Annotated in this window: 25 protein-coding genes; 12 read left to right on the top strand and 13 right to left on the bottom strand. The window is 70.9% G+C overall.

Annotated features, from left to right (window positions below):
• Positions 1 to 114: 114 nt before the first annotated feature.
• On the bottom strand, positions 115 to 663 hold the full coding sequence (locus tag ACFWYS_RS00465) for a helix-turn-helix domain-containing protein (protein WP_384761672.1): 549 nt from the start codon (positions 661 to 663) through the stop codon (positions 115 to 117).
• A gap of 132 nt (positions 664 to 795) precedes the next feature.
• Between ACFWYS_RS00465 and ACFWYS_RS00460 the strand changes: the two genes are divergently transcribed.
• Genes ACFWYS_RS00460 through ACFWYS_RS00450 form a run of 3 tightly spaced genes read left to right on the top strand, consistent with a single transcriptional unit; the run spans position 796 to position 2,459 of the window.
• Entirely contained in the window at positions 796 to 1,458 is a 663-nt protein-coding gene (locus ACFWYS_RS00460; protein ID WP_384761670.1) for an AzlC family ABC transporter permease, read from the top strand.
• Positions 1,455 to 1,769, top strand: a complete 315-nt coding sequence (locus ACFWYS_RS00455) for an AzlD domain-containing protein (protein WP_384761668.1) — start codon at positions 1,455 to 1,457, stop codon at positions 1,767 to 1,769. The genes ACFWYS_RS00460 and ACFWYS_RS00455 overlap by 4 nt, the downstream gene beginning before the upstream one ends.
• A 42-nt stretch (positions 1,770 to 1,811) precedes the next feature.
• Positions 1,812 to 2,459 carry a class I SAM-dependent DNA methyltransferase gene (locus tag ACFWYS_RS00450; protein WP_384761666.1) on the top strand — a complete coding sequence of 216 codons (648 nt, stop codon included), beginning with the start codon at positions 1,812 to 1,814 and terminating at the stop codon, positions 2,457 to 2,459.
• Between the two features lie 7 nt (positions 2,460 to 2,466).
• Here the strand turns inward: ACFWYS_RS00450 and kstD are convergent, their stop codons facing one another.
• Positions 2,467 to 4,254 (bottom strand): 3-oxosteroid 1-dehydrogenase, encoded by a 1,788-nt coding sequence (gene kstD, locus ACFWYS_RS00445; protein WP_384761664.1) that lies wholly within the window; start codon positions 4,252 to 4,254, stop codon positions 2,467 to 2,469.
• A 103-nt stretch (positions 4,255 to 4,357) separates the two neighbouring features.
• Here kstD and ACFWYS_RS00440 point away from each other — a divergent pair, with 103 nt between their 5' ends.
• A complete protein-coding gene (locus ACFWYS_RS00440) occupies positions 4,358 to 5,161 on the top strand; it encodes a hypothetical protein (RefSeq protein WP_384761662.1) in 804 nt (267 codons plus the stop codon).
• Here ACFWYS_RS00440 and ACFWYS_RS00435 read toward each other — a convergent pair.
• Positions 5,151 to 5,714 (bottom strand): DUF6817 domain-containing protein, encoded by a 564-nt coding sequence (locus ACFWYS_RS00435; protein ID WP_384761660.1) that lies wholly within the window; start codon positions 5,712 to 5,714, stop codon positions 5,151 to 5,153. The two genes, ACFWYS_RS00440 and ACFWYS_RS00435, sit on opposite strands and share 11 nt — an antisense overlap.
• A 185-nt stretch (positions 5,715 to 5,899) precedes the next feature.
• Between ACFWYS_RS00435 and ACFWYS_RS00430 the strand changes: the two genes are divergently transcribed.
• Positions 5,900 to 6,847 (top strand): LysR family transcriptional regulator, encoded by a 948-nt coding sequence (locus tag ACFWYS_RS00430; protein ID WP_384761658.1) that lies wholly within the window; start codon positions 5,900 to 5,902, stop codon positions 6,845 to 6,847.
• Here ACFWYS_RS00430 and ACFWYS_RS00425 read toward each other — a convergent pair.
• Both ACFWYS_RS00425 and ACFWYS_RS00420 read right to left on the bottom strand, forming a co-directional pair.
• A complete protein-coding gene (locus ACFWYS_RS00425; RefSeq protein ID WP_384761656.1) occupies positions 6,840 to 7,976 on the bottom strand; it encodes a sugar ABC transporter substrate-binding protein in 1,137 nt (378 codons plus the stop codon). The two genes, ACFWYS_RS00430 and ACFWYS_RS00425, sit on opposite strands and share 8 nt — an antisense overlap.
• A 117-nt stretch (positions 7,977 to 8,093) precedes the next feature.
• On the bottom strand, positions 8,094 to 8,534 hold the full coding sequence (locus ACFWYS_RS00420) for an ATP-binding protein (RefSeq protein WP_384761654.1): 441 nt from the start codon (positions 8,532 to 8,534) through the stop codon (positions 8,094 to 8,096).
• Between the two features lie 131 nt (positions 8,535 to 8,665).
• On the opposite strand from ACFWYS_RS00420, the gene ACFWYS_RS00415 reads away from it, so the two are divergent.
• Entirely contained in the window at positions 8,666 to 9,529 is an 864-nt protein-coding gene (locus tag ACFWYS_RS00415) for a helix-turn-helix domain-containing protein (RefSeq protein ID WP_384761652.1), read from the top strand.
• Positions 9,526 to 9,720: a DUF397 domain-containing protein gene (locus ACFWYS_RS00410; protein WP_384761650.1), complete on the top strand. Its 195-nt coding sequence runs from the start codon at positions 9,526 to 9,528 to the stop codon at positions 9,718 to 9,720. Before ACFWYS_RS00415 ends, ACFWYS_RS00410 begins: the two co-directional genes overlap by 4 nt.
• On the opposite strand, the gene ACFWYS_RS00405 is transcribed toward ACFWYS_RS00410, so the two are convergent.
• Both ACFWYS_RS00405 and ACFWYS_RS00400 read right to left on the bottom strand, forming a co-directional pair.
• Entirely contained in the window at positions 9,691 to 13,218 is a 3,528-nt protein-coding gene (locus tag ACFWYS_RS00405; RefSeq protein WP_384761648.1) for a HEAT repeat domain-containing protein, read from the bottom strand. The two genes, ACFWYS_RS00410 and ACFWYS_RS00405, sit on opposite strands and share 30 nt — an antisense overlap.
• Positions 13,219 to 13,278: 60 nt before the next feature.
• A complete protein-coding gene (locus tag ACFWYS_RS00400; RefSeq protein ID WP_384761646.1) occupies positions 13,279 to 13,839 on the bottom strand; it encodes a TetR/AcrR family transcriptional regulator in 561 nt (186 codons plus the stop codon).
• Between the two features lie 119 nt (positions 13,840 to 13,958).
• Here ACFWYS_RS00400 and ACFWYS_RS00395 point away from each other — a divergent pair, with 119 nt between their 5' ends.
• From ACFWYS_RS00395 to ACFWYS_RS00385, 3 genes are all read left to right on the top strand, one after another.
• The gene (locus tag ACFWYS_RS00395) at positions 13,959 to 14,564 is read left to right on the top strand and encodes a DUF2867 domain-containing protein (protein WP_384761644.1); all 606 of its coding nucleotides are present in this window, start codon (positions 13,959 to 13,961) and stop codon (positions 14,562 to 14,564) included.
• Positions 14,565 to 14,608: 44 nt separating this feature from the next.
• Positions 14,609 to 14,743 (top strand): hypothetical protein, encoded by a 135-nt coding sequence (locus ACFWYS_RS00390; RefSeq protein WP_384761643.1) that lies wholly within the window; start codon positions 14,609 to 14,611, stop codon positions 14,741 to 14,743.
• A gap of 93 nt (positions 14,744 to 14,836) precedes the next feature.
• Positions 14,837 to 15,397: a hypothetical protein gene (locus ACFWYS_RS00385; RefSeq protein WP_384761641.1), complete on the top strand. Its 561-nt coding sequence runs from the start codon at positions 14,837 to 14,839 to the stop codon at positions 15,395 to 15,397.
• 7 nt (positions 15,398 to 15,404) lie between these two features.
• On the opposite strand, the gene ACFWYS_RS00380 is transcribed toward ACFWYS_RS00385, so the two are convergent.
• Complete coding sequence (locus tag ACFWYS_RS00380; RefSeq protein ID WP_384761639.1) at positions 15,405 to 17,333, bottom strand: AMP-dependent synthetase/ligase; 1,929 nt, start codon at positions 17,331 to 17,333, stop codon at positions 15,405 to 15,407.
• A gap of 303 nt (positions 17,334 to 17,636) precedes the next feature.
• Entirely contained in the window at positions 17,637 to 18,923 is a 1,287-nt protein-coding gene (locus tag ACFWYS_RS00375) for an acetyl-CoA C-acetyltransferase (RefSeq protein WP_384761637.1), read from the bottom strand.
• An 84-nt stretch (positions 18,924 to 19,007) separates the two neighbouring features.
• On the opposite strand from ACFWYS_RS00375, the gene ACFWYS_RS00370 reads away from it, so the two are divergent.
• The gene (locus ACFWYS_RS00370; protein WP_384761635.1) at positions 19,008 to 20,375 is read left to right on the top strand and encodes a 3-oxoacyl-ACP reductase; all 1,368 of its coding nucleotides are present in this window, start codon (positions 19,008 to 19,010) and stop codon (positions 20,373 to 20,375) included.
• On the top strand, positions 20,375 to 21,217 hold the full coding sequence (locus ACFWYS_RS00365) for a MaoC family dehydratase (RefSeq protein WP_384761633.1): 843 nt from the start codon (positions 20,375 to 20,377) through the stop codon (positions 21,215 to 21,217). Before ACFWYS_RS00370 ends, ACFWYS_RS00365 begins: the two co-directional genes overlap by 1 nt.
• Here the strand turns inward: ACFWYS_RS00365 and ACFWYS_RS00360 are convergent.
• The 4 genes from ACFWYS_RS00360 to ACFWYS_RS00345 all read right to left on the bottom strand — a co-directional run bounded on the left by ACFWYS_RS00360 (position 21,202) and on the right by ACFWYS_RS00345 (position 25,370).
• Positions 21,202 to 21,864, bottom strand: a complete 663-nt coding sequence (locus tag ACFWYS_RS00360) for a TetR/AcrR family transcriptional regulator (RefSeq protein WP_384761631.1) — start codon at positions 21,862 to 21,864, stop codon at positions 21,202 to 21,204. The genes ACFWYS_RS00365 and ACFWYS_RS00360 overlap by 16 nt on opposite strands.
• Before the next feature lie 59 nt (positions 21,865 to 21,923).
• Positions 21,924 to 23,273, bottom strand: a complete 1,350-nt coding sequence (locus ACFWYS_RS00355) for an SPFH domain-containing protein (RefSeq protein ID WP_384761629.1) — start codon at positions 23,271 to 23,273, stop codon at positions 21,924 to 21,926.
• The gene (locus tag ACFWYS_RS00350) at positions 23,270 to 24,919 is read right to left on the bottom strand and encodes an SPFH domain-containing protein (protein WP_384761627.1); all 1,650 of its coding nucleotides are present in this window, start codon (positions 24,917 to 24,919) and stop codon (positions 23,270 to 23,272) included. The genes ACFWYS_RS00355 and ACFWYS_RS00350 overlap by 4 nt, the downstream gene beginning before the upstream one ends.
• A 139-nt stretch (positions 24,920 to 25,058) precedes the next feature.
• Positions 25,059 to 25,370, bottom strand: a complete 312-nt coding sequence (locus tag ACFWYS_RS00345) for a DUF4229 domain-containing protein (protein WP_384761625.1) — start codon at positions 25,368 to 25,370, stop codon at positions 25,059 to 25,061.
• Positions 25,371 to 25,414 lie beyond the last annotated feature (44 nt).

Raw genomic sequence — 25,414 nt, 5'->3', positions numbered from 1 at the left:
TTCGGTCTCGGAGCCTGGTGCTTTGATCCGGAACTGATAGCAGTACCCAAGGAGCCCCGTGCCGCAAGGCAACGGGGCTCCTGCCTTTTCTCCGCACGTCTCCCGCCCGGCGGCCTAGATGTGCTGCATGACCAGCACGAACGTCGTCCCGGGCGTCAGCGCCTCGTACGAGTGCGGCACATCCCCGCGATACGACATGTAGTCGCCCGGCCCCAGCTCGGCCTCCTCGCCCCGGGGCCCCGCCTTCACCCGCCCCGTACTGACGATCAGATGCTCCATGCTCCCCGGAATGTGCGGCTCGGACTCCCGGGCCGGGCCGGGTTCCGCGCGCAGGTGATAGAGGTCCCGGCGGGCGCCGGGCGGGCTGGCGGAGAGCAGGGTCGCCACGAAGTCCGACCGCTCGGAGGCGACGGTGGGCCCCTCGCCCGCCCGGATCACCTGCACGGCCGGTGCCGGTGGCTCCACCAGCACGCTGAACGGCACACCGAGCGCGACCCCCAGCGCCCACAGTGTCTCCACGCTGGGATTTCCGCCGCCCGCCTCCAGCTGGGACAGCGTGGACTTGGCGATCCCGGCCCGTTTGGCCAGCTCGGACAGGGACAGTCCGGCCCGGGTGCGCTCGCGCCGCAGCGAGGCGGCGATCCAGGTGAGGGGCTCGCTCATGGGTCCACTTCCTGCCGTTCGCTCTACGAGTACGTTCGTTCGCCTTGACGAACGAACCCTCGGCTGTTCATTCTGGAAAACATGCGTTCGCTACTCCGAACACCGATGATGACACCTCTGACGGCACCTCTGATGGCATCCCTGGTGCGCGACAGCGCCCTCGTCTGGCTGGCGAGCGGTGTCGTCGGCGTCTCCTTCGGGGCGATCGCCGTGGCGGGCGGGCTGCCGGTGTGGGTGCCGGTGGTGATGTCGCTGGTGGTGTACGCGGGCTCGGCGCAGTTCAGCGCGGTCGGGGTGCTGCTGGCCGGGGGCGGGCCACTGGCGGCGGCGGCCACCGGGCTGCTGCTCAACACGCGCACGGCGGCGTTCAGCCTGGCCGTGGCGGACGTCATCGGCCGGGGCCGCCTCACCCGTCTCCTCGGCGCCCACCTCGTCACTGACGAGACGGTGGCCTTCGCCCTGGCCCAGCCGGACCCGGCACGACGCCGAGCCGCCTTCTGGATCTCCGGCCTCGGCCTGTTCGCCGTGTGGAACCTCGGCGTCCTCGCCGGAGCGCTGGCCGGCGACGCGCTCGGCGACACCGCCACCTACGGCCTGGACGCGGCCTTCCCCGCCGTCCTCGTCGCCCTGGTCCTGCCCGCCCTGCGCGAGAACCCTGCCGTACGGCGGTCCGCACTGCTCGGCGCCGGTCTGGCGCTGGCGGTGACGCCGGGCGTCCCGGCCGGGGTCCCGGTCCTGGTGGCGCTGGCGGGGCTCACCGCGTACGGACGCGGCACCGAGAGGCGTACGGCATGAGCGCGACGGTGGCCATGATGCTGGCGCTGGCGGTCGGGACGTACGCCTTCCGGCTGGTCGGGCCCGTGCTCCACGGGCGCGTGGAACTCCCGCCCCGGGTCCAGGAGCTCCTGTCCGCGGGCGCGATCGTCCTGCTGGCGGCCCTGCTGGCCACGGGCGCGCTGACCGAGGGCGGCGGCTTCGCGGGGTGGGCGCGGCCGGCCGGGGTGCTGGTGGCGGGCGTACTGGCGTGGCGCAGGGCGCCGTTCCCGGTGGTGGTGCTGGGGGCGGCGGGGGTTGCTGCGGTGCTGCGGGTGGTGGGGGTGGCTTGAAGAAGGCGCATGGGAGACACGGGCATCGCTAGGGTCCCGCTCATGACCGAAGCCGACTTTCTCGCCACCACCCGTACCTTCTACGACGCCATCGCCGAGGACTACGCCGAGCTCTTCCGGGAGGAGCTGGTGGGAAGGCCCGTGGAGCGGGCGGTGCTGGGGGTGTTCGCCGAGTTGGTCGAGGGGGACGGGCCGGTGGCCGACCTGGGCTGCGGGCCCGGTCGGACGACCGCGCGGCTCGCCGCGCTGGGGCTGTCCGTGTTCGGGGTCGATCTGTCGGAGTCGATGCTCGCGATCGCCCGCCGCGAGAACCCGGGGCTGCGTTTCGAGCAGGGCTCGATGCTGGAGCTGGATCTCCCGGACGGCGCGCTGGCGGGCGCCCTGTCCTTCTACTCCTCCATCCACACCCCCGTGGATCAACTCCCGTCCCTCTTCGCCGAGTTCCACCGTGTGCTGGCACCCGGCGCGCCCCTGCTGCTCGCCTTCCAGGCCGGTGACGAACACCGGCACCACGACCGCCCCTTCGGCCACCCCGTCGCGCTCACCTTCCAGCGCCGCCGCCCGGAGGACATGGCCGACCTGCTGACGGCGGCCGGCTTCGCCCTGCTCTCCCGGACGGTCCGCGAACCGGACCCGACGCTGGACGAGACGAGCCAGCAGGCGTTCCTGATCGCCAGGAAGTCCGCGTAACGCTCACTTACAGATTCCCGGCGATGTCCCGCGCCGCGACATAGCCGAACGTCATCGCCGGACCGATCGTCGAGCCCGCCCCCGCGTAGCTGTGCCCCATCACGGCCGCGCTGGCGTTCCCGGCGGCGTACAGGCCGGGGATCACCGAGCCGTCGTCCCGCAGCACCCGCGCCCGCGCGTCCGTGCGCAGGCCGCCCTTGGTGCCGAGGTCGCCCGGGACGATCCGGAAGGCGTGGTACGGGGGCAGCCAGAGCGGGGCCAGGCAGGTGTTGGGGAGGATCGACGGGTCCGTGTAGTAGTGGTCGTAGGCGCTGTCACCGCGGTGGAAGTCGGGGTCGTTCCCCTTCAGCGCCTGGGAGTTGAAGCGGTCCACGGTCGTGCGCAGGGCCGTCGCCGGGACGCCGATCGAGGTGGCGAGGGCGTCCAGGGTCCAGGCCTTGTGCGCGGCGCCCGAGTCGTACCAGGCGTTGGGGAACGGCAGGGTCGGCAGGACGTCCTTGAAGAGGTAGCGGTTGCGGTAGTGCTGGTCGACGATCAGCCAGGACGGGATGGCCGGGTCGGTGCCGTTCACGTCGTACATGGTGTGGACGACGTCGCTGTAGGGGGCGGCCTCGTTGACGAAGCGGGCGCCGGCGCCGTTGATCAGCAGGCCGCCGGGGAGGGTGCGTTCGGCCAGGCAGAAGTACGGCTGGCCGGGGAGCGGGATCGCCGGGCCCCACCAGGCGTCGTCCATGAGGCCGAGGGCGGCGCCGATGCGGTGCCCGGCCCGGATGCCGTCGCCGGTGTTCTCCTTCGCACCGACCGTCCAGTCCGTGCCGATCGGCTGGCGCTGGTACTGCGCGCGCATCGCCGCGTTGTGCTCGAAGCCGCCCGAGCCGACGATCACGCCCCGGCGGGCGCGGACCAGGCCGGGGCCGCCGTCCCGGGTGACGACCGCGCCGCTCACCGTGCCGTTCTCGACGTGGAGGTCGGTGAGCGGTGTGCCGAGCCAGACGGGGACCCCGGCGGACCGCAGCCCCGCGCGCAGCCCCGCCGCCAGCGACTGCCCCATCGTCAGCGGCTTCTCGCCCCGCAGGGCGGCCGCCGTACCCCGCGCCAGACACTGCGCGGCCACGGCCGCCCCCTTGGCGTTCACCGCGGCCAGGGCCAGCCACTTGTAGTCGGCGCTGAAGACGACCATGCCGGCGGGCACGTCCATGTACGGCGGGTTCAGCCGGGCCAGTTCGGGGCCGAGGAGGTTGCCGTCGAGCTGGTCGGGCTCGACGGAGCGGCCGTTCGGGAGACCGCCGGGCAGCTCGGGGTAGTAGTCGCTGTACCCCTCCATCCAGCGGAACCGGAGCGGGCTGTTGGCCATGACGAAGGAGAGCATCGCCGGGCCCTGGGCGAGGAAGGCCCGCTGCCGGTCGGCGGGGACGCCCGGGCCGACGACGGCGGCGAGGTAGGCGGCGGCCTTCGCGGGCGTGTCCGGTACGCCGGCCGCGAGGATCACCGAGTTGTTGGGGATCCAGATCCCGGCACCGGACCGGGCGGCGGATCCGCCGAAGGTGGCCGCCTTCTCCAGCACGACACAGCTCAGGCCCTGCTTGGCCGCGGTCAGCGCTGCGGTCATGCCGGCGGCTCCGGAGCCGATGACGACGACGTCGTAGGTGCCGAGGAGGGGCAGGTCGGCGGCCAGGGCGCTCTGTTGGGCCGCTCCCACGAGTCCGAGCGCGGCGGTGGCGGAGCCCGCGGCACCGGCGGCGAGGACGTGTCTTCGGGACGGGTTCGCGCTGGTGGAGACGGAGTTGGTGGGCATGGAGGCCGCTCCCGTATGGACGACGACGCCACGTTTCTGAGGGTGTGTCAGGAACGTGAATGTGGCGCGGTCGCCTTGTGAAGTCAAGTCATAGGCAGGGGCGTTGAGGCCTCGAAGACGGACCCTGTTCCAGAACGCCCAGAACGTGGCCGCCGCCCAGCGGCAGGTGTCCGAGGACCCCGCTTCGACGTCCGGCATGGCGTCGTCGGGCCTGAAGGCGCTCGGACCGCTGAAGGTGAGCATCGGCGACGACGACATGCCGACGGCCGGGGAACTGTCGAAGATCACCGACAACCGGCGGCACTTCGCCCTGATCACGACGGTGGCCGACTGGAGCGGTGCGCGCCTCCTCGCGGTGGACCTGGCCGCCGGCACCTCCCGCACGGTCGCCGGCGTCAACGGCGCGTACGGCGTCGCGCTCGACGGAGCGGGCAAGGCCTATGTCGCCAACTGGACCGACGGACAGCTGATCGCGGTCGATCTGGCGAGCGGACAGAAGACCACGGTCGACGGCACCCTCGGGGGCGGCATCTCCGCGGTGGCACTGGACGGGAAGGGCAAGGCGTACGTCGGTCAGAAGGACGGAGCCGGCAAGCTGTTCGAGGTCGACCTGACCGCCCGCACGCACCGCGTCGTGACCAGCGTCCCCGGGGCGAGCACCATCCGTGTGGAACTCGACGGGGCCGGTAAGGCGTTCACCATCGACCACCTGAACGGGCGTCTGTACGACATCTCCCTCGCCGACGGCGGGTACCGCGTGGTGGCCACAGGCCTGGGGACGTGCGAAGGCCTCGCGCTGGACACCGTCGCCGGCCAGATCTACGTGAGCAACCGTGAGGGCCAGCTGTGGCAGATCGACAAGCGGGCCACCGAGGTCCTGGGAGGCGTCGGCAAAGTCATGGGGTAGGGCCCGCACCGTCGTCAAGGCTCAGACAGTCCAGACAATCCGTCCAGGCCGCCCGGCTCAGCAGCGGCCGGAAGCGGGTGAACAGGGCGAACAGGTCGGCGCCGTACCGTTCGCGGAACGCGGGATCGTGGTCGGCGAGATCGAGTTCGTTGGCGGCGGTCAGCTCGGCGAAGTCGCGGCGCAGGCCGGGATCCGGTGTGTGGGAGCCGCCGGTGAAGCGGTCACGGAAGGGCGAGTCCGGGTCCGCGAGAACCGGATACGACACCTTGCGGTCGCACGAGGCGTAGAAGTACACGATCGCCTCCGCCTCCGCTCCGATGATTCCCGTCAGTTCGCCACGCCGGTCGAGCGGCAGCAGGGCCGTCGGGAAGCCGTCCGTGCCATAGAACGCGTGGCAGAGACCGGCGAGTTGGAGATCCGGGCGGGCGTTCCAGCCGGCGAGGCGGGACCGTACCCGGCGCAGATGGGCGAGGAGGGTGCCACCGGGGTGCGGGACGGTTCCGGCGCCGAGGTCCTCCAGGAGGGATTCGGCGTCACGGCCGGGAGTCGACACATGCCGTCCTTTCGGAGCTCGTGGTCGTCTTTGGGTCGGCACCCGCCCCCTCCCCCGCGCTGTCCGGACTCGGCGGGGGTGTGGAGCGGGTTGCCGCCCGGGCCCGTTCAGGATCGTCGCCCATCGGCCAAAGCCCAGTCAATCCTTGGGATTTGTAGCCATCCCCAAGGGTTAACTTGGGGTTCATGACCCTTGATGATCTGCGTGTGTTCGTGGCCGTGTGCCGGGCCGGGAGTCTGAGTTCGGTGGCCCGGGAGCTGGGGTGCACACAGTCGGCGGTGAGTCAGCATGTGAAGCGGCTGGAGAGGGAGACCGGGGTCGCGCTGCTGGAACGGCAGCCGCGGGGGGTCGTACCGACCCAGGCCGGACGGGTGCTGGAGGCGGCCGCCGCCGAGGGGATCTCCGGGCTGGATCTGGCGATACGGCAGCTGCGGGATCTCGTCGACGGCGAGAGCGGGTACGTCCGCGTGGCCACGGGCGCGACGACCGTACGGCACTTCATGTCGGAGGCCGTCGTCGCGTACCGGCGCCGCCACCCCCGGGTCAACCTGGAGTTCCGCACGGTGAGTTCGGGCCGGGGCAGCTTCGACGCGCTGGCCGACGGCACCCTGGACCTGGCCTGGATCACCCTCGGCCCACCGGTACGCGGCATCGAGCAGCGCCCGGTCGTGGAGCTGCCCTGGGTGCTGGCGGTACGGTCCGACGATCCACTCGCCGAGCGGCCGTACGTCGATGCCAGCGCCGACCTGTGTGACGTACGGCTGATCCGGTTGCCGCCGAACTCCGCCTCGGCCGCGCATCTGGACGCCGCCTGCGCCGAGTCGGGCGTCCGCTTCGCGCACGACACGAGCGTGGCCGACTGGGACACGGCACTGCTGCTGGCCGAGCTGGGGGTGGGGCGGGCGGTGGTGCCGGCGCTGCCGGGACTGCGGGTCCCCGGCGACGGCACCCTGCGCCTGATCCCCGTCCCCGCCCTGCGCCCCCTCCCGGTGGGCTGGGCGGTCCGCCGCTGGGACGCGCTCAGCCCACCGGCCAGGGCGTTCGCGGACCTGGTGGAGGGGTATCGCCGACGGGGCGGGGCTGACGTCAAGCCTGGCGGGGCTGATGGGTCAGGTCAGGTGAGGCCTACTTGAGGCCGATCGCCGCGCAGGCCGCCGCGTACTCGGCGGTGCAGATCTCCTTGACGGTGTAGACGCCGTCCCGGACCACGGTGCTCTTGACGTTGTCCTTGGTGACGGGCACCACCGACACCAGCTGCGCCGGAATGCCCTCCTGCGACCCGCTGTCGACCGAGTCCTGGGTCAGCGCGTCGAACTCGATGTCACGCCCCTGGACCTTGTACACGGCCATCTTCGCGGCGTCGGTCGCCTCCAGCGCGAACGGCTTGTACACCGTCATGAACTGCTCGCCCGCGACGATCCGCTGCACCGCGTCCAGGTTGGCGTCCTGCCCGGTCACCGGCGGCATCTTGCTGACACCGGCGTCCTTGAGCGCCTCGATGACGGCACCCGCCATACCGTCGTTGGCCGAGTAGACGGCGGCGATGTTGTTCACGCCGACGGAGGCGATCGCGGTCTGCATGTTCTTCTTGGCGACCTCGGGCGACCACTTGTCGGTGTCGTACCGCTTGACGATGTCGACCGCGCCCTCCAGCTCGCCGACCGCGCCCTTCTTGAACCGGCCCGTGTTCGGGTCGGCGGGGTCGCCGTTCATCATGACGACCTTGCTGGACGCCGCCTTCGAGCCGAGTTCCTCGACGATGGAGCGGCCCTGGACCTCGCCGACCAGCTCGTTGTCGTGCGAGACGTACGCCGTGACCGGCCCCTCCGCGAGCCGGTCGTAGGCGATGACCGGAATGTCCGCGTCCTTGGCCTTCTGCACGTCCGAGGCGATGGCCTTGGCGTCCAGCGCGTCGACCAGGATGACGTCCACCTTGTCGCCGATCATCTGCTGGAACTGCTGACTCTGCTTCTTCGGGCTCGCCTCGGCGTTGAGGTAGACGACCTTCCCCTTGCCGTTGGTGAGGACGCCGACTTCCTTCTTGATGAGGGGGTAGTCGAACTTCTCGAAGCGCGCCGTGTCCTTGTCGGGCAGGAGCAGCCCCACCGTGATGTCGTCACCCTTCTCCGGCGCCTCCGAGCTGTCACCGCCCCCGATACCGTCGACGACCCCGCACGCGGTGAGCGCGAGGGCCGCGGCGGAGGCGGCGAGGGCTATGCCTGTACGGCGTACGGCGGAGGTGTGGGGGGTACGTGCGTTCACGAGTGGTGCCTTCTGAGTGGAGGAGCGGCGGTGCGACCCGGGTTGGCGGTAGCCAACGCGCACTCGGCATGTCACGTCAAGGTGTTGTCGTAACGAGAAGGCAACCGTTTACCGTACTCACGAGTACAGCTCCTTGAGGCGGAGTTCCGCCCAGACAGTCTTCCCGACATTCCGCTCCGAAACCCCCCAGGTCAGTGCGAGGAGCTGGACGAGAATCAGTCCCCTCCCGCTCTCACCACCCGATTCCGCTTCGGTGACGAACCGCAGTTGCCGGTCGCCGCGCGCGTCGCTCACCTCGATACGCAGGATGTCCTCGGGGAGGAGGACGAGCCGCAGTTCGAAGTCGCGACCGGGAACGCGGCCGTGGGTGACGGCGTTCGCGGCGAGCTCGGCGACGAGTTGCTGGGCGGTGTGGTTCGCGTCGCTGTCGTACGGGTGCCCCCAGGAGGCGAGTTGATGGGCGGTGAGGCGTCTGGCCAGGCGGGCGCCTCGGGGGGTGGCGCTGAGGCGTTGAGTGAGGGTGGGGGTGCTCGTGGGGGTGGCGGTTTCTGCGTTCACGTCACTGAGAGTGGCCGGTTGTATTTACTCTGGCCAGGGCGATTGCGCGACTCTGGGTAGCAGTACGGCTGCGGCGGGTGCGGAGTCGGCGGGTCGGCCGTGACCACAACGACGTGAGGACGGGGACGTACGTGACGGACGAACGAGAGCGTAGGCCGGAGACCCCGGCCGAGGCCGACGGAACCATCGAGTTGTTCAGCACGCTCGGCAAGATGCTGCGGCGGCTGCGCGAGCGGGCCGGGCTGAAGCAGAAGGAGTTCGGCGAGATGGTCGGCTACGGGCCCGACCAGATCTCCGCGATGGAGCGGGGTGTGCGGGTGCCGCGGCCGGAGTTCCTGGAGAAGGCGGACGAACTCCTCGACGCGGGCGGGCTGTTGACGGACGCGATGGAGGACGTCGAGCGGGCGATGTCCAAGCGGCGGACTCGGCATCCGGAGTGGTACCGGAGTTATGCGGCGCTGGAGGCGGAGGCGGTTGAGCTGCACTTCTATGCCAACCATGGCATGCCGGGGCTGCTCCAGACCGCGGACTACGCGCACGCCGTGTTCGTTAAACGGCGTCCGCTACTGACCGAGGAGGCTATCGAGAAGCGGGTGTCGGACCGGTTGTCCCGGCAGCAGGTCTTCGAGCGCGACCCCCTGCCCGTCATCAGCTACATCCTCGAAGAGGCCATCCTTGACCGGCCAATTGGCGGGACGGCCGTCTTCGCAGAGCAGTTGCAGCGTCTGCTGCGGATCGGGGACCTCCGCAACGTCGAGCTCCAGGTCATGCCGACCAGGGTCGAGGCGCACCCCAACCTGGACAGCGCGTTCAACCTGCTCACACCGCAGAAGCATGCGCAGGTGGGCTATACGGAAGCGCAGGGCTATCCGCGGCTCATCACTGACATGGAGGAGGTGCGGAAGCTCGCCGAACGCTATGGGATTATGCGGGCGCTGGCCCTCAATCCCTTGGAGTCCCGCGCCTTGATCGAGAAGAAGCTGGGGGAACTGTGAACACCGACAGACTCGACTGGATCAAGTCCAGCTACAGCAGCGGCGAAGGCGGCGAATGCGTAGAGGTCGCCACCTGCCCCCACACCATCCACATCCGCGACTCCAAGAACCCCACCGGCCCCCACCTCACCCTCTCCCCCACCACCTGGTCGGCCTTCCTGTCAGGGGAGTTGGCCGGCGAGCGGGGCTAGCGCCTCGGCCGCGGCCAGGGCTCGCGCGGACGCCTCGCGTACCTCCTTCTCTTCGTCGGCCTCGGCCCGCTCCCGCAGCAGCGGCAGCGTCTGTGGGTGGGCGGGCCAGGCGAAGGCGAGCGACTGGAGGGCGGCGATCCGGGGCTGGGCCTGGGGGTCGGCGACGGCCCGGTCCCGCAGGAACCCGACCGCCCTGTCGTCCGTCTCGTGTACGGCCCACCAGCGCAGGGCAAGGGCCCGAGTCCACTGTTCGGGGTCAGCGACCGCCCTGGCGCGCAACAGCTCTCGGGTCGTGGCGTCGTCACCCCGGTCTGTGGCCAGGAGTGTCAGCGCCTTGCCCCTCACCTTCTCGGAACTGTCTTCGGACGCCCGCTCGCGGACCGCTGCCCAGCCGTCGACGGAATCCGGGCAGTGCCGGATGGCGTCCACAATCTCGTGGCGGACATTTTCATCCGGTTCATTTCTGAGCCGGTCGAACACCAACTCCCAGGTACTGGGCTCGTGACTCCAGTAGTCGCACAATGCCTCCGCCGCGCGGTGGCGGACGCCGGTGTCAGGGTCGTTGACCAGGTGTTCGCGGACCAGCGACCAGGTCTCGGTCTCCCGCGTCCGCAGCAGTGCCAGTCCGGCGAGCGCAGTTCTCCGAGCATCGTCACCGGGGTCCTCGGAGAGACGATCGCGCAGGAATTCCCACGTGTCGGTCCGGGATGACGCCACCGCTGTCTGCACCAGCACATCGCAGGCGGCTTCACGGACCTCTCCGTCCCGGTCCGCAAGGGCAATGTGACGGGCCAGTTCCCAGGTGTCGGGCTCCTCGCCCCTCACCTCTCCCAGTGCGCGCAGGGCACTCGATCGGACAAAGGCGTGGTCGTCCTCGACGGCGAGTCTGCGCGCGAGTCGCCAGTCCCTCTGCTTGGTGACCAACTGGGACATGGCTACATGCCGTACGGCCTCATCGGGGTCCTCGATCGCCAGGTCCGGCAGCAGTTTCTGGACGGTTTCATCGTCAAAGAGCTTGCTCACCCATTCGACCGCAATGTCCCGCACCGCGCCTTCCGGGTCGTCGACCGCCAGGCGCCACAGCAGAGCCTGGACCAGCGGATCTTCAGCCCTGTACCTGAGGACCAGATTCAACGCCTCAGGCCGGTCCCCGTACCAGTGATAGAAGAGGAGGTCGAGGATCGGCGCCCACAAGCCGGGGACGTCGGGACCTCTCCAGAGGTGCAGCGCATGGGCGCGCACCTGCAGCGAGGGGTCGTTGACGGAACGGTCCAGGATCAGGTCGCTCATCTCAGCCTCGTTCTCGCCGCATTGGAACAGGGCCTCCAATGCCGCTGTGCGGACCTCCTCGTCCGGATCCACGAACAGACGAGCCCGGAGCAGTTCCCGGACGCCCCGCTCGGTGCCCCAGCGCGCCGCCAGCATCTCCAGCAATCCCCCGCGGGCCAGGTAGTCATGGGAATGCACCGCCACGGCCTGCGCCAGCGCCTGCCCCTGGTAGAGCGCGGATGCGAACTCGCCCGCATGCGGTGAATGGGCGAACTGGCCGCACAGGTGGAACCAGCGTAGGAATCGGGGCCGCCCACTCCAGTGCGGCGGAAACGTCTTCAGCGCGTGCGAGATCTCCTCCACCACATGGAACAGGCTGTGTGGGCCGTTTCGCTCCAGAGCCGCAATGATCCCGTCCACGACAGCTCTGCTCTGCGCCGAGAGCGCACCGATCCTGCGTACCTCCGCCAGCGCCCGCACACTCAGGGCGAGAAGCCGCGCCTGCGCGTTCGTGGTGACGCATCGCCGATGCATCTCCAACAGCCGGTCGATCGCCGCGGCCGCGTCCCGCTCCCCGATCCGCCCGGCGAGCAGCAGCAACACCTCATGCCACGCCGGATCCTCCGCGTGCCGCACGAAGACGCGCTCGATGAACTCCTCCTGGGTCCACTCGCGTTCGCGCGTGTACCGGCGATCGATGTCCTCGGCGGCCAAGTACTCCAGGAACGCACGGTGCACGAACCCGTACACCCCGCCCCCGTAATGACTCAGGATGAAGTTCCGCTCCCGGAACTGCCGCACCATCGTCCGGGCCGCCGACACCGCCTGAGCGACCGGCAGTTCGTACTGCTCGCGCAGGTACGCCTTGAACGTGTCCAGCAGCTCGTCCTGGTGGATGTGGTTCCCGGCGATCCCGCCGTCCCCGTCCTGCATCCGCCGAGCCACCAGCCGTAGCAGCTCATGACGGTCCTCGTCGCCCAGGTACGACAGGGCCTCGACGTCGGTGGGAGCGCGCAGGTTCTTGGCGTGGTCGTCCCAGTGGGCCACCAGGACGGCGACCGCATGCCGGTAGACGCCCTGCCGATCGCGGGGCAGCTCCCGGCGCCGGCCGATGATGGCGAGGATCGTCAACAGCAGTGGATTTCCCGCCAGTTCGCCGACCGGCCGCGAGTACCCCACCGCATCCGTCAGCCGTCGGCGCAGCTGGGCCGCTCGCTCCTCGTCGCGCGGATACGCGGTCGTGTACCACTGCCCGGCGAACCGAGCGATCTGCTCCTTGCTCAGGTCCTGGATCATGTGGTGCGCGAACCCGGCGCTGTCCAGCACCCCCCGCCGATACCCGATGACCCGGGACGTCACCACCACACGCACCCCGGCCTCCCCGTACCGCCCGGCGAAGTCCGCGATCCGGTGGCCGACCTGTTCCCGCGCGGCGGGATCGAAGAGTTCGTCCAGCCCGTCGAAGACGACGACCGCACGTCCCTCGGCCAGCAGCCGGTCCACGACCGCCATCGGCGGCGCCATCCCCTTCGTACCGTGCAGATGCCTGAGGAAGTCCTCGAAGGTCCGCTCCCGCCACTCCCCCGCCGCGTACTCCCGCAGCTCCACGACCAGGGGTACGCGGCCGGCGAGCGGCTCCAGCGGATCGTCGGCCGGAACCTCCTGGGTGAGCGTGAGCGCGAGGAGGCGGGCCAGCGTCGACTTGCCCGCCCCCGGGTCGCCGAGCAGCACGACGCGGTGCTCCCCCGGTCCGGCCAACACCTCAAGAACGTCCCGTGCGGGCCGGTCCGCATAGGCCCGCCGCGCCCGTTCCAACGCCTCCCGCTCCACCCCGGGCGGCAGGCTCGACGGCCACTCCCCCGAGTCGACGAGCCGTTGCCTGATGTCGCGCGGCAACTCCACCGGCGGCGGATCCGCCCGCACCGTCGGCGCCACGAACACCTCGTCCAGGCCGACGGGCGGATGCTCGCCCTCCTCGGTGGGGATGAGGACGTCCAGGTCCAGGCGGCCGTAGCACTCACGGATGCGGGTGGCGTACCGCCGTAACGCCTCGTCCCTCTCCTCCGCAGACAGCTCCAGCACTTCCCGGACCGGCGACTGTACGTACTGGTTCTCGATGTGCGTGTACGACGCGGTGCCGTGATCCCCGGTCGCGGCGGCCTTTACATCCCCGCCAGCCCCGACAGCCCGCTCTCCGCCCACGCGCACCTGCTTCGACGCCCGCCTCATGGCAGGACGCTAGCCGCCAACCCACCCATGCGGCAGCAACACCCGCTATTCCAGCAGCCGTTATTCCAGCAGTCGTTGCCTGATCAGCTCCATCACTTCCGCGCGGCTGCGTCTGCCGTTGTCTGCGGCGTTGAGGTGGTTGCCGATGCGGACGGAGACGGCGAGCAGGCAGCGGACCTCGACCTCGTCCTCGTCGGGGCAGAAGGACGAGAACAGGGAACGCAGGTAGTCCATCCGGCGGTTGTCGACGCGGCGCAGGCGTTCGGCGACGGCAGGGTCGCGGCGGGCCCAGTCGCGGATCGCCATGTCGGCGGTGACACCGCGCACGGGTCCGTCGGTGGCGGCGGCGACGATGCCGAACAGCCGCTCCAGCCGGGCCCTGGCGTCTCCCCCCTCGCCCTCGACCTGCTCGATCACGCCCTCGGCGCACTCGTACTCCCAGGTGTCGAGCATTTCGGTGAGCAGTGCGTCCCGGTTGCGGAAGTACCCGTAGAAGCCGCCCTTGGTCACGCCGAGTGCCTGCGCCAGTGCCTCGATCCGGACGGCCTCGGGGCCGCCCGCGACAAGCGCCCGCAGGCCTTCCTCGATCCACTTGCCCCGTGGCGTGCGGGTCGCGCCCATGCTGTGTGCCTCCTCACGTCCCCGCCGGCCGAGTATACGGTGGCGTATAGATAGCTCTACGCTGGATCTATACGCCACCGTATAGACAGCTGGACAGCCATAGGGACAGGGGCCTGATCATGCGACTTCCCCGAACCGCCCACACCGACCGCCCCTGGCGGATCCACGAGATCGCGCCCGACTTCACGGTCGAGGACGTGTGGGCCTTGCCCACCCCCGGCGGACCCGACGACCTCAAGTGGCTGGTGCGCCAGACCGCCGACGGAATCAGTGGTGGGGTGAAGGGGGAGGGCCTCGTCTCCCGCGTGCTCTTCACCGTCCGCTGGAAGCTCGGCGCGCTGCTCGGCTGGGACAAGGACGGGACCGGCGTCGGAGCGCGGCTGCCCTCCCTGCGCGACCGGCTGCCGGCGGACCTTCGCGACGGTCCCCGGGGTCCCGACCTCGGTTCGTCCCCCTTCACCTCCCTCTATCAGCGGGAGGACGAATGGGCCGCCGAGATGGGCAACAAGACCGTGCACGCGGTGATGCACATCGGCTGGGTCCCGGACGCATCCGGCGGCTACCGAGGCCAGATGACCGTGCTGGTGAAGCCGAACGGGCTGTTCGGGGCGCTCTACATGGCCGCCATCAAGCCCTTCCGGTACATCGGCGTCTACCCGGCCCTCATGCGCTCCATCGGCCGCGAGTGGGAGGCGAACGCCGCCGCACGAAAGGCCCCGATGTAACATCAACTCCCTGTCGGCAACAGTGAGTTCGCATCCCTGGGGCGGTGTCCGTGAAGGTCCTGTTGGTGGCCGCGAATCCGCTCGACACCGGACGGCCGGCCCTGGACGAGGAGATGCGGAGCATCAGGGCGAACACGCCGGCACGGCTGGAGCAACGGCGGGCGCGGCCCCGCTTCTGACGGGCGCGCCCTCGATCGGGTCAATGCCCGAACAGTCGTACCAACCCGACCTACGGTCTCAGGCTGTCATCGAGATCCAGGAAGGGAGCCCCCATGGCAACCGTCTCCCGTACGGCGCTGACCGTCGAGTTCATCGAGCTGCTGGCCCGTTACGACCCCCGGTGGTGGGAGATCATCGAGCCGGACCTCCCGCCTCACCCCGTCCACGCCGCCGGCATCGGCCACGGCGTCGGCCACCGTCTCGGCTTCCGTTCGGCGGCCGGCGACGGGGAGCGCCTGAACCCCCAGCCGATCCCGCCCGGAAGCACGCTGCTGCCGGCTGTCCGGGACATGTCCGTGGCCGTGGCGGAGGCCACGATCGCCGCCAGCCTGGCAGGGCAGAAGCCCGCCGATATCGTGCAGGAGGTCGGGGACGACATCTGCCCCGAGCCGCCGAAGATGCCCTGGCCGAAGAAGTGGCCCGTGCCCGTCCAACTGCGGCAACAGCTCGCCGACGACCCGCAGCGCGTCTCCTCCGCCGTCCAGGCCTCGGCCGCCCTGGTCTTCCAGTCCTACGCCCACCGCATCACGGACGAGGCCCTGAGCACGGCCTTCGCGGGGCTCGCCGACCGCCTGCTGGAAAGGGCCCTGAAGACCGCCAACGGCACGCCCTGAGCCGCCGCTACCCCTGGTAGAGCCCCTCCACCTCCGCCGCGAAGTCCCGCAGCACCGCGTCCCGGCGCAGCTTCATCGACGGTGTCAGATGGCCGTCCATCTCGGTGAAGTCGGTCGGGAGGATGGCGAAGCGGCGGATGGATTCCGGGCGGGAGACGAGTTTGTTGGCCTCGTCCACGGCGCGTTGCATGATGGCTCGCAACTCGGCGTCGGTGACGAGGAGTTCGGCGGGGACGGTGTGTTTGCCGTTCATGCGGCGCCAGTGGGAGACGCCGTCCATGTCCAGGGTGATCAGGGCGGACACGAAGGGCCTGCGGTCGCCGAGGACGATGCACTGGGAGATCAGGGGGTGCGAGCGGAGCCAGTTCTCCAGGGGCGCGGGGGCCACGCTCTTGCCGCCGGCCGTGATCAGCATCTCCTTCTTGCGGCCGGTGATCGTCAGGTAGCCCTCGTCGTCGAGTTCGCCGATGTCACCGGTCGGCAGCCAGCCGTCCGCCGCCGCGGGGACGACGCCGCCCGCGGCCGGGTCCCAGTAGCCGCGCAGCACCTGCTCGCCGCCGATCAGGATCTCGCCGTCCGCGGCGATCCGGATCCTGGTGCCGGGCAGCGGCCAGCCCACGGTGCCCAGACGGGGCTTGAGCGGGGGCGTCACGGTCGCCGCGCCCGTCGTCTCCGTGAGGCCGTAGCCCTCGTAGATCTCGATGCCCGCACCGGCGTAGAACGCGGCCAGGCGCCGGCCGAGCGGTGAGCCGCCGCAGATCGCGTACTTCACCCTGCCGCCCATGGCGTTGCGGATACGGCGGTAGACGAGCGGGTCGTAGAAGGCGCGGGCCGTCTTCAGGGCCGTGCTCGGGCCCGAGCCGGTCCCCGCCGCCCGGGCCTCCAGCGCCTCGCCGTAGCGCTCGGCGACCGATGCCGCGCGGTCGAAGGACGACGCCCGGCCGCCCGTCTCGGCCTTGGCGCGGGCGGAGTTGAAGATCTTCTCCAGCATGTAGGGGATGGTGAGGAGACAGGTGGGGCGGAACGCCGCCAGGTCGGGGAGCAGGTCCTCCGCCTTCAGGCTCGGCGCGTGGCCCAGGCGGACCCGGGCCCGGATACAGGCCACCGCCACCATCCGGCCGAAGACATGCGACATGGGGAGGAAGAGCAGCACCGACGCCTCTTCGCTCGTCCTCGTCTTGAAGATCGGGTAGAGCAGCTCGATGGCGTTGTCCACCTCGGCGAAGAAATTGCCGTGGGTCAGCGCGCAGCCCTTGGGGCGGCCCGTCGTGCCGGAGGTGTAGATGAGCGTCGCCAGGGTGTCCGGCGCCAGCATGCCGCGCCGTACGCCCACCTCCCCGTCCGGCTGCTGGGCGCCGTACTCCGCCAGCCGCTCCACGTGCCCCTTCTCCATCACCCACATGTGACGCAGATCGGGCACCCGGTGCAGCTCGGGGCCGAGGGCGGCCGCCTGGGCGGCGGTCTCGGTGACCAGGGCGACCGCGCCCGAGTCCTGGAGGATCCAGCGGGTCTGGAAGACGGACGAGGTGGGGTAGACGGGCACCGTGACGAGGCCGGCCGCCCATGCCCCGAAGTCGAGGAGCGTCCACTCGTAGCGGGTGCGGGCCATGACGGCGATCCGGTCCCCCGGCATCAGCCCTTCGGCGATCAGCCCCTTCGCCACCGCCTGCACCTGATCGGCGAACTGGGTCGCCGTCACGTCCGACCACTGCCCGTCCTCGCTCCTGCGGCTGAGCACCACCGCACCCGGCACCGCGCTCGCGTTGTCGAACGGCAGATCCGCGAGCGACCCATGGGTCACCGTGGGCGCGAACGGCGGTACGTGCGCCTCCCGCACGGCCCCGTCCAGCCGTCGCGTCTCCGGCTGGACCAGGGTCGGTCCGGGAGCGTCGTCGAAGGCGGCCGAGGGGGCGAAGGAGGGAAGCGGGGTGGACACGGGCGGCTCCTGCGGCGGGCGTGCAGCGAAGAAACTGCTTGCTGCATGACGTACGTGCCTCGCGCACCCTGGCGTTCATCTGCGGAGGCCTGCGGAACGGTGTTACCGCTGGTTAGGCAGGTGATCGTACGGCTCCCGCGTGTGGGCGTTGTGCGGGTTCGGCGGGGGTCCGGGGCCGGGTATGTGCAACGTCGCGGGTTATGTGAGGGCCCCTCAGCTTCGTCTCACCGTCCCCTTACCTTCACTTCGGACGACCGTCACGCCCGGCCGACCACGACCTTCGCGTCCGTTCCGAAACAGCCGTCACGCCCGCTCCAGCACAGCCGTCACCCCCTGCCCTCCCGCCGCGCAGACCGAGATCAGCCCGCGGCCCGAACCGCCCTTCTCCGCCAGCAACTTGGCGAGCGTCGCCACGATCCGCGCCCCCGTCGCCGCGAAGGGATGACCGGTGGCCAGGGACGATCCGGCCACGTTCAGCCGGGCGCGGTCCACGGGGGCGAGCCCCCGCTTCTCCCACGCCGCCAGCGTGGCCAGCACCTGGGACGCGAAGGCCTCGTGGATCTCGACGAAGTCGAAGTCGGCGAGCGCGAGTCCGGCCCGCTCCAGCATGCGCGGGACGGCATACGCCGGTGCCATCAGCAGCCCGTCCTCGCCGTCCGCCACATCACCGCGTACGAAGTCCACGGCCGCCGTCTCATAGGCGGTGAGGTAGGCGAGCGGCTCCAGCCCTCTGCTCGCCGCCCACTCCTCGCTCGCCAGCAGCACGACCGCCGCCCCGTCCGTCAGCGGCGTCGAGTTGCCCGCCGTCATGGTGGCGCCGGGCCGGTCGAGACCGAACACCGGCTTCAGCGCGGCCAGTTTCTCCGGCGTCGAGCCGGGGCGGAGATTCTGGTCGCGGTCCAGCCCCCGGAAGGGCACGACCAGATCCTGGAGGAAGCCGCGTTCGTACGCCGCCGCCAGCCGCTGGTGACTCGTCGCCGCCAGCTCGTCCTGGGCCTCGCGGGTGACACCCCAGGCGCGGGCGGTGACGGCGGCGTGCTCGCCCATGGAGAGCCCGGTGCGGGGCTCGGCGTTGCGGGGGATGTCGGGGACGAGGTGGGTGGGCCGGACACGGGTCAGCGCCTTGACCCGGCCGCCCGGCGACTTGGCCCGCCGGACTTCCAGCAGGATCCGGCGGAGTTCGTCGTTGACGCCGAGGGGCGCGTCGCTCGCCGTGTCCGCACCGCCCGCGATCGCCGACTCGGTCTGCCCCAGCGCGATCTTGTTGGCGGCGGCGATGACCGCCTGGAGTCCGGTGCCGCAGGCCTGCTGGATGTCGTACGCGGGCGTACGCGCGTCCAGCTTCGAGCCGAGCACGGTCTCACGGGCGAGGTTGAAGTCCCTGCTGTGCTTGAGTACGGCCCCGGCGACCAGCTCCCCGACCGCGCCCGGTGCGCCGAGCCCGTACCGCTCGGCCAGGCCGTCGACCACCGCCGTGAGCATGTCCTGGTTGGACGCGGTGGCGTACGGACCGTCGGAGCGGGCGAACGGGATACGCGTGCCGCCGATGACCGCGACGCGCCGTACCGCCGGCGCCAACAGCGTGCTCATCTCCACCCACTCCTCACGTCACGGTGCCCTTACCTCCGGTAACCTTACTCCGGAGTCAGTTCCGGAGCGCACTGGGAGTCGCACATGCCCGACCGCTATCTGAGCTTCACCGGCACCACACCCGGCCGCTTCCTCACCCGCCGTCTCGGATTGCCCCAGCCCTCGCCACTGAAACGCTGGTCGGCCGAGCGGCCCTCGCTGCCGGGCGACCGGCTGCTGCTCACGGCCGGCAAGTCGGACCTGGACCTGACCTCGACGAACCTCGGCCTGACGGCATCCGCCGAGAAGCCCGCCGCCGTCGTCCTGGACGCCACCGGAGTCCGGGACGTCGACACGCTCGCCGAAGTCCACGCCGCCCTCCACCCCGTCGTACGGTCCGTCGCCGAGAGCGGCCGGTTCGTCGTGCTCGGCGCCCCCCTCGACCCCGCCGACCATCACCAGGCCGCCGTCCAGCAGGCCCTGGAGGGCTTCACGCGCTCGCTCGGCAAGGAGGTCGGGCGGGGCAGGACCGTGAATCTCGTCCGCCTGACGGACGCACACGCCGCCGAGTCGACCCTCCGCTTCCTCCTCTCCCCCAAGTCGGCTTACGTCAGTGGGCAGGTCATCGAGGTGGGTGCGGCCGGGGCGGGGGCCTCCGAGGCGAGGGCCGCCGAGACGGGCTCGGCGCAGGCCGCAGACGCCGGGTCCGGCGCCCCCGACCTCTCCCCCTACGACCCCGACCGCTCGCTGACCGGCCGCACCGCCCTGGTCACCGGCGCCGCGCGCGGCATCGGTGAGGCCGTCGCCGAGACGCTGGCCAGGGACGGCGCCCGGGTCGTCGTACTCGACGTGCCGCAGGCCGAGCAGGACGCCCGGCGCGTGGCCGACCGGCTCGGCGGCACCGCCCTCGCGCTCGACATCACCGCACCCGACGCCGGCGAACGCATCGCGGCCGCGCTACCCGACGGGATCGACGTCCTGGTCCACAACGCCGGGATCACCCACGACCGACGGCTGGTCAACATGCCCGCCGAGCGCTGGAGTTCGGTACTGGACGTCAACCTCGCGAGCGTGCTGCGCACGACGGACGCGCTGCTGGCGCGCGGGACGCTGCGGCGCGGCGGCCGGATCGTGGCGACGGCGTCGATCGCGGGGCTGGCCGGGAACGCCGGTCAGACCAACTACGGTGCGAGCAAGGCGGGCGTCGTCGGACTGGTCCGCTCCCTCGCGCCGCGCGCGCTCGCCGAGCACGGGGTGACGGTCAACGCGGTCGCGCCGGGCTTCATCGAGACCAGGATGACCGCCGCGGTTCCGCTGTTCATCCGGGAGGCGGGGCGCCGGATGAACTCCCTCGCGCAGGGCGGGCTGCCGGTCGATGTCGCCGAGACGACCGCCTGGCTGGCGGATCCGGGCTCCGGTGCCGTCAACGGGCAGGTCGTACGGGTATGCGGCCAGAGCCTGCTGGGGGCCTGATGTCTCTCGTCCTCACGACTCCTCCTTCCCTTCCGCCCCTGCTCGCCCGGGGCGCCCTGCTCTCACTCTTCAAACGTCCCGCACCGGACGCGGAGTTCCCGCGCACCCGGCTCGTTCTGCCCGGCGTTCGCGTCGACCTCGCGCGACTGGCGGCGTACGAGCGGGTGTGCGGCTTCGCCACGGGCGACGACGCGCTGCCGGTCACCTATCCGCATGTCCTCGGCTTCCCCCTGGCCATGCGGCTGATGAGCGCGCGGGAGTTCCCGCTGCCGCTGCTCGGGCTCGTCCACACGTCGATCGAGATCACCCGGCACATGCCGATGACGGCGACCGGTGCGTACGAACTCGGCGTTCATGTCGACGGGTTGGTGCCGCATCGCCGGGGGACGGAGGCCGTGGTGGTCACCGAGGTGCGGGCGCAGGACGGCGTCGTATGGGAGTCGAGGAGCAGCTATCTCGCCCGGCACCGTACGGACGAGGTCGCCGGGAGCCGTACGGCCGAGGAGCTCAAGCCGCTCCCCGAAGTCGCCCAATGGCGCCTCGCCGGGGACGTCGGCCGCCGCTACGGTGCCGCCTCCGGTGACCGCAACCCCATCCATCTCCACCCCCTCACCGCCCGTCTGTTCGGCTTCCCGCGGGCCATCGCGCACGGCATGTGGACGGTGGCCCGCTGCCTCGCCGCGCACGGGGTGCCCGCGCGGGCCCGGGTGGAGGCGGAGTTCCGGGCGCCGGTGCTGTTGCCGGGGACGGTGACGTACGCGGCCGAGGGCGGGCGGTTCGAGCTGCGGGGTGGGGCGGCGCAGCGCCTGCACATGGCCGGGCGGGTTCATCCGCTGGTCTGAGCCGCGGCCTCCGGCGGTGTCCATGGCCGGCCGGCCATGAGGTTGCCCAGGCCCGACCACGCGAAGTTCATCAGGGTGGCCGCCGCCTCGGTCTCCGTCACGCCCGGCGTGGCGTTGGCCCAGGCGGCGAGCGACTCGGCGGCGCCGACCAGCGCCTCGGCGAGACCGGCGACCTCACGCTCGGGCAGGTCGGGGTCGCGATGGGCTTCCCGGGCCGCCGCCAGGATCAGTTGCGTCACGAACGCCACGATCTCCGCGCGCATCGCCGCGACCTCGGAGGCGAACGGCTCCCCGTGGGTGCGGGCCTGCAGGTGCAGGACGGACCAGCCGTCCGGGTTCTGCCCGGTGTGCGTGAAGAACGCCCGCAGCCCGTCCCAGAGTTGCCGGTCGGCGGGCAGCTCGGTCTGGACGCCCGCCCGCACGGCCGCGGTGAGCGCCGCCGACTCGCGGCGGATGCAGGCGGTGAACAGGTCTTCCTTCGAATTCAGGTACAGGTACACCAACGGCTTGGACACGCCCGCCAGTTCGGCGATCTCATCCATCGACGCGGCCATGTACCCCCGCTGACCGAAGGTCCGCACGGCGGCGTCCAGCATCTGCTGCTCACGGACGGCACGCGGCATCCGCTTGGTCTTCACAGCACCCATGCCGATTAGCGTACGGGCCGGGAGGGGCGTTCCCACCCGGCCCGCTGCAACCGGCCGCTCTACTCCTCGCCGCTCACGTCGTCCACGAGCCGCGCGAGCCGCTCCGTCCTGTCTGCCCACGGCTGCCCGTCGCCGGACGGCAGGGCCGTCAGCCGGGGCAGCAGCTGGGCGGTGAGCAGGGTGGACAGGGCGGAGGTGTCGGCGCCCGTGCCGTCGGTCCGGACGACCACCGGCTGCGGGGCTCTTCCGGCGAGCTTCGCGCCCACCTCCAGGCGGCGCCGGGCCAGTTCGTACTGCAGCACCGCGCGGTTGTCGCGGTAGGCCTTGGCCAGGGCGCGCTGGGCGCGGGCCTCGTTCTCCGCGGCGATCAGACCGCTGCGGCCCCGCGTCTCGATCTCGAACCGCACGCGCTGGGCGTTGGTCTCCTGCTGCTCAAGCAGCTGGGCGACCTCCTCGCGGGCCCGGTTCAGCGCTGCCTTGACCTCGACGATCCGGGCGTCCCGCACCTTCTTGGCACGCTCGATGTCCATGCCCAGCTGGTCGATCCGGCGCTTGCGGATCAGTCCCCACTCCTGGTCGTAGGCGGTGCGCTCCTTGGCGATGCGCTCCCGGGTGGCCAGGTGCTGCTGGTACTGCGCCGGCAGCTGCACATCCGGGATGTTGCAGCCGGTGATGCGCACGCCGTAGCCGGACAGCTGGCGGTTGAGCAGCTCCTGCATGTCGGCCACGTCCGAGCCGCGCAGGTCGTACGCCCGCTCGGTGCGCATCAGACGCGCCCGCTGCCGGATCGCGTCCTGTACGGCGCTGGAGAGCACCAGGTCGAAGTTGCCCGCGCCGATGGTGCGGACGAACAGCACGGCGTCGGTGATGCGGAACTTCAGGAAGAACTCGATCGAGCGCAGCGGGACGTTCTCCTGCGTGGGGCAGGCCATCACCGGGGCCGAGTACGGGATCTCGGTGGCGGTGTCGACGACGAAGTCGACCCGGGACCACGGGTGCCACAGGTAGTGGCGGCCGGCGTCCAGGGTGCGGGTGACGGCGCCGTAGCGGGTCAGCACGCCGTTGGTGCCCTGCTCGATCTCGACGATCGAGGAGCGCCACCACCACAGCGCGCCGATCAGCACCAGGACGACACCGCCGACGTAGGAGAGGGTGGCGAGGGCGCCGTAGGCGAGGTCTCCGGCGGTCGACTCGGCGTCCGCCCCGTGCAGCGACAGCATCACGCCCATGAACAGGGCGTAGACGCCGAGCCACAGCGGCAGCATCCACCACAGGCGGCGCCGGTGGCGGGGGATGATCACCGGGATCAGGGTGTCGGCCTCGCCGCCGCGCAGCAGCCGCGCGATGTCGCTCCAGGGGGCGACGGCCTCGGAGACGACCGACCTGCGGTGGGAACGGGCGGTGCTCACTGGGCGGCCTCCTCGGCGGGCTCGGTCAGGTCGGTCGGTTCGGCGCCGTCGGGGGCCTCGGCCGGGCCCGGCACGTGCGGCACCGTGGGCCGGTCGGCGGCCAGCAGCGCGCCGATCTCCGCCTCACGCGCGGCGATCCGCTCGGACACCTCGGTGAGCCGCGACCGTACGGCGGCCATGTCCTCGTCGCTGAACAGCTCCGTGCCGCGCTCGCCGACCAGTTCGCGGGCCAGCTCCAGGAAGTCGATCCCGGCGCCGCCGTCCGAGGCGCCGCCGATGCGCACCAGGCGCGGCAGATGGTCGGCGACCTGCTCCAGGGTGTCCAGCACCTGCTGCTGGTAGCGGTACTCCAGGATCTCGGGCGCCTCCGCGGCCGTCACCGCGCGGATGTCGAGGGCCTGTGCCTCCAGGAGGGCCGCGTTGGCCTTCGCCTCCGACTCGGCCTGGACGTAGCGCTGGCGGGCGAGTGCCTCGGCGCGGTTGGTCTCGCGCTCCACGGCGGTGTCCATCTGCGCCTGGTACTGGGCGATGTCGGCCTGGATCGCGGAGAGCGTCTCCAGGCTGGAGGCCAGTTCCCGGGTGAGGTCGCCCTCGTCCTGCTCCTTGCGGAGCTGGAGTGCGTACTCGTGGGTGTACGCCTCCTTGGCCACCCGCACCATCTCAGGCGCGGCCAGGTCCATGCGGTAGCGCTGGTCGGAGGGCTCGGCGTGGGTGATGTTGGCGTTGGTCAGCTCGACGGCCGGGCGGAACTGCTGGTTGAGCTGCTCAAGGAGCCGGCCGCTGTCCTCGCCGACCATGTCGTAGATACCGGCGGCCTCCTGCTCGTAGATGAGGCTGCGGATCGTCTCGCTCACGGCGTTGCTCAGCTTCTCCTCGAAGCCGCGCACCGCGCCCAGGGTGTAGACGAACTCGGTGGGGTCGCTGATCCGGAACTGGATGAACAGGTCGATCGACGCCTTCACGCCGCCCTTGGTGGGCGCCTCGCGCACCGGCGCGTTGAACGGGTACTCGATCGTGGTGTTGACGATGTACGACACCCGCTTCCACGGGCTCAGCAGCACGATCCGACCCGGGCCGACGACCTTCTCCAGCTTGCCGAAGCGCGTGATCAGCGCCTGGCAGCCGTCCGGCACCATGACCATGCCCTGCCGCCACCACACGAAGGCGACGGCGAAGAGCGCGATGACCCAGTAGTGCACGCCGAACAGCGGGTTGGTCAGGACGTCGTCACCCGCGGCCCCGACCAGTGCCGCGCCCACCGCGCCCAGCACGAGCAGGGTCAGCACCGGCAGCATGGAGACGATCGAGCGGCCCTTGGGGATCACCATCGGGCAGATGGCGTGCACCACCTCGCCGCCCTCGCGCACCTGCTCGCTGCGGCCGAGCGCCTCCCCGGCCTCGTCCAGCGGCACGGTCTTCTGCCGCATGACGGTGGCGGTGGAGCCGCCCTGTTCCCGGGCGGCCAGGAAGTCGGCCGGGTCGATGGCCCAGCCCTCCGCGTCGTACTCCTCGCCGCCGGCTCCCCGGCTTCCGCGTCCGCCGGCCTGCCGCTGCAGTTCTTCCTGCGCGGCCTTCCGCGGATCGGTGCCGGAGGCTACGGCCTCGGCGACGCGTCGTGCGCCCTGTTTGGCGCGCGCTCGTGCCACGTTTCCCCCTTGTGTTCCGATGCCCGTTCGCTGCGGGTCCTACTGGTGATACACCGGTCGGGCCGATGTGGTTCCAGTCATCTCACAGCATGATCCGGACAAGGGTAAGGGGGGTGGCCCCGCGCAGTTACCTGTCTTGCTAGGCCTGGGGAGAAGCCTGTCCCTGCGCCTTCGCGGCCTCGTCGACCACGTCGTCCTCCTGGCTGCGGTTCGCCTCCAGGTTGGCCTTCACCCGGTCGACCTTCTGCACGATCCGCACGGAGGCGCGGTCGCGCTCCTTGCGCAGCACGACGAAGCTGATCGGGGCCGAGATCACCAGGGCGAGCAGGATGAGCCACATCCCGTTGGAGGCGCCGAGGCCGCGCGGGGCGAGACCGGAGTAGACGAGGCCCCAGACGACCACGAGGCAGCCCACGAAGATTCCGAGGCGCATCAGCGTGTACCGGAGCATCTCAATCCACTCTTCCGATTCCAAAAAGGGCCACTGTCCAGTGA

Origin of the sequence: Streptomyces sp. NPDC059010, from assembly GCF_042740355.1 — a bacterium.
Classification (GTDB): Bacteria; Actinomycetota; Actinomycetes; order Streptomycetales; family Streptomycetaceae; genus Streptomyces.
Note: the sequence above shows the minus strand (reverse complement) of the source record. Positions and strands in the feature narration are given on the sequence as shown.

What these genes read in the sequence shown, in the direction of transcription:
- ACFWYS_RS00385 (WP_384761641.1), top strand. Translation starts at nt 14,837, where the DNA reads ATGGCAACCGTCTCCCGTACGGCGCTGACCGTCGAGTTCATCGAGCTG.
- ACFWYS_RS00400 (WP_384761646.1), bottom strand. Translation starts at nt 13,839, where the DNA reads ATGGGCGCGACCCGCACGCCACGGGGCAAGTGGATCGAGGAAGGCCTG.
- ACFWYS_RS00430 (WP_384761658.1), top strand. Translation starts at nt 5,900, where the DNA reads ATGACCCTTGATGATCTGCGTGTGTTCGTGGCCGTGTGCCGGGCCGGG.
- ACFWYS_RS00460 (WP_384761670.1), top strand. Translation starts at nt 796, where the DNA reads ATGGCATCCCTGGTGCGCGACAGCGCCCTCGTCTGGCTGGCGAGCGGT.
- ACFWYS_RS00405 (WP_384761648.1), bottom strand. Translation starts at nt 13,218, where the DNA reads ATGAGGCGGGCGTCGAAGCAGGTGCGCGTGGGCGGAGAGCGGGCTGTC.
- ACFWYS_RS00455 (WP_384761668.1), top strand. Translation starts at nt 1,455, where the DNA reads ATGAGCGCGACGGTGGCCATGATGCTGGCGCTGGCGGTCGGGACGTAC.
- ACFWYS_RS00450 (WP_384761666.1), top strand. Translation starts at nt 1,812, where the DNA reads ATGACCGAAGCCGACTTTCTCGCCACCACCCGTACCTTCTACGACGCC.
- kstD (WP_384761664.1), bottom strand. Translation starts at nt 4,254, where the DNA reads ATGCCCACCAACTCCGTCTCCACCAGCGCGAACCCGTCCCGAAGACAC.
- ACFWYS_RS00370 (WP_384761635.1), top strand. Translation starts at nt 19,008, where the DNA reads ATGCCCGACCGCTATCTGAGCTTCACCGGCACCACACCCGGCCGCTTC.
- ACFWYS_RS00395 (WP_384761644.1), top strand. Translation starts at nt 13,959, where the DNA reads ATGCGACTTCCCCGAACCGCCCACACCGACCGCCCCTGGCGGATCCAC.
- ACFWYS_RS00345 (WP_384761625.1), bottom strand. Translation starts at nt 25,370, where the DNA reads ATGCTCCGGTACACGCTGATGCGCCTCGGAATCTTCGTGGGCTGCCTC.
- ACFWYS_RS00365 (WP_384761633.1), top strand. Translation starts at nt 20,375, where the DNA reads ATGTCTCTCGTCCTCACGACTCCTCCTTCCCTTCCGCCCCTGCTCGCC.
- ACFWYS_RS00465 (WP_384761672.1), bottom strand. Translation starts at nt 663, where the DNA reads ATGAGCGAGCCCCTCACCTGGATCGCCGCCTCGCTGCGGCGCGAGCGC.
- ACFWYS_RS00375 (WP_384761637.1), bottom strand. Translation starts at nt 18,923, where the DNA reads ATGAGCACGCTGTTGGCGCCGGCGGTACGGCGCGTCGCGGTCATCGGC.
- ACFWYS_RS00360 (WP_384761631.1), bottom strand. Translation starts at nt 21,864, where the DNA reads ATGGGTGCTGTGAAGACCAAGCGGATGCCGCGTGCCGTCCGTGAGCAG.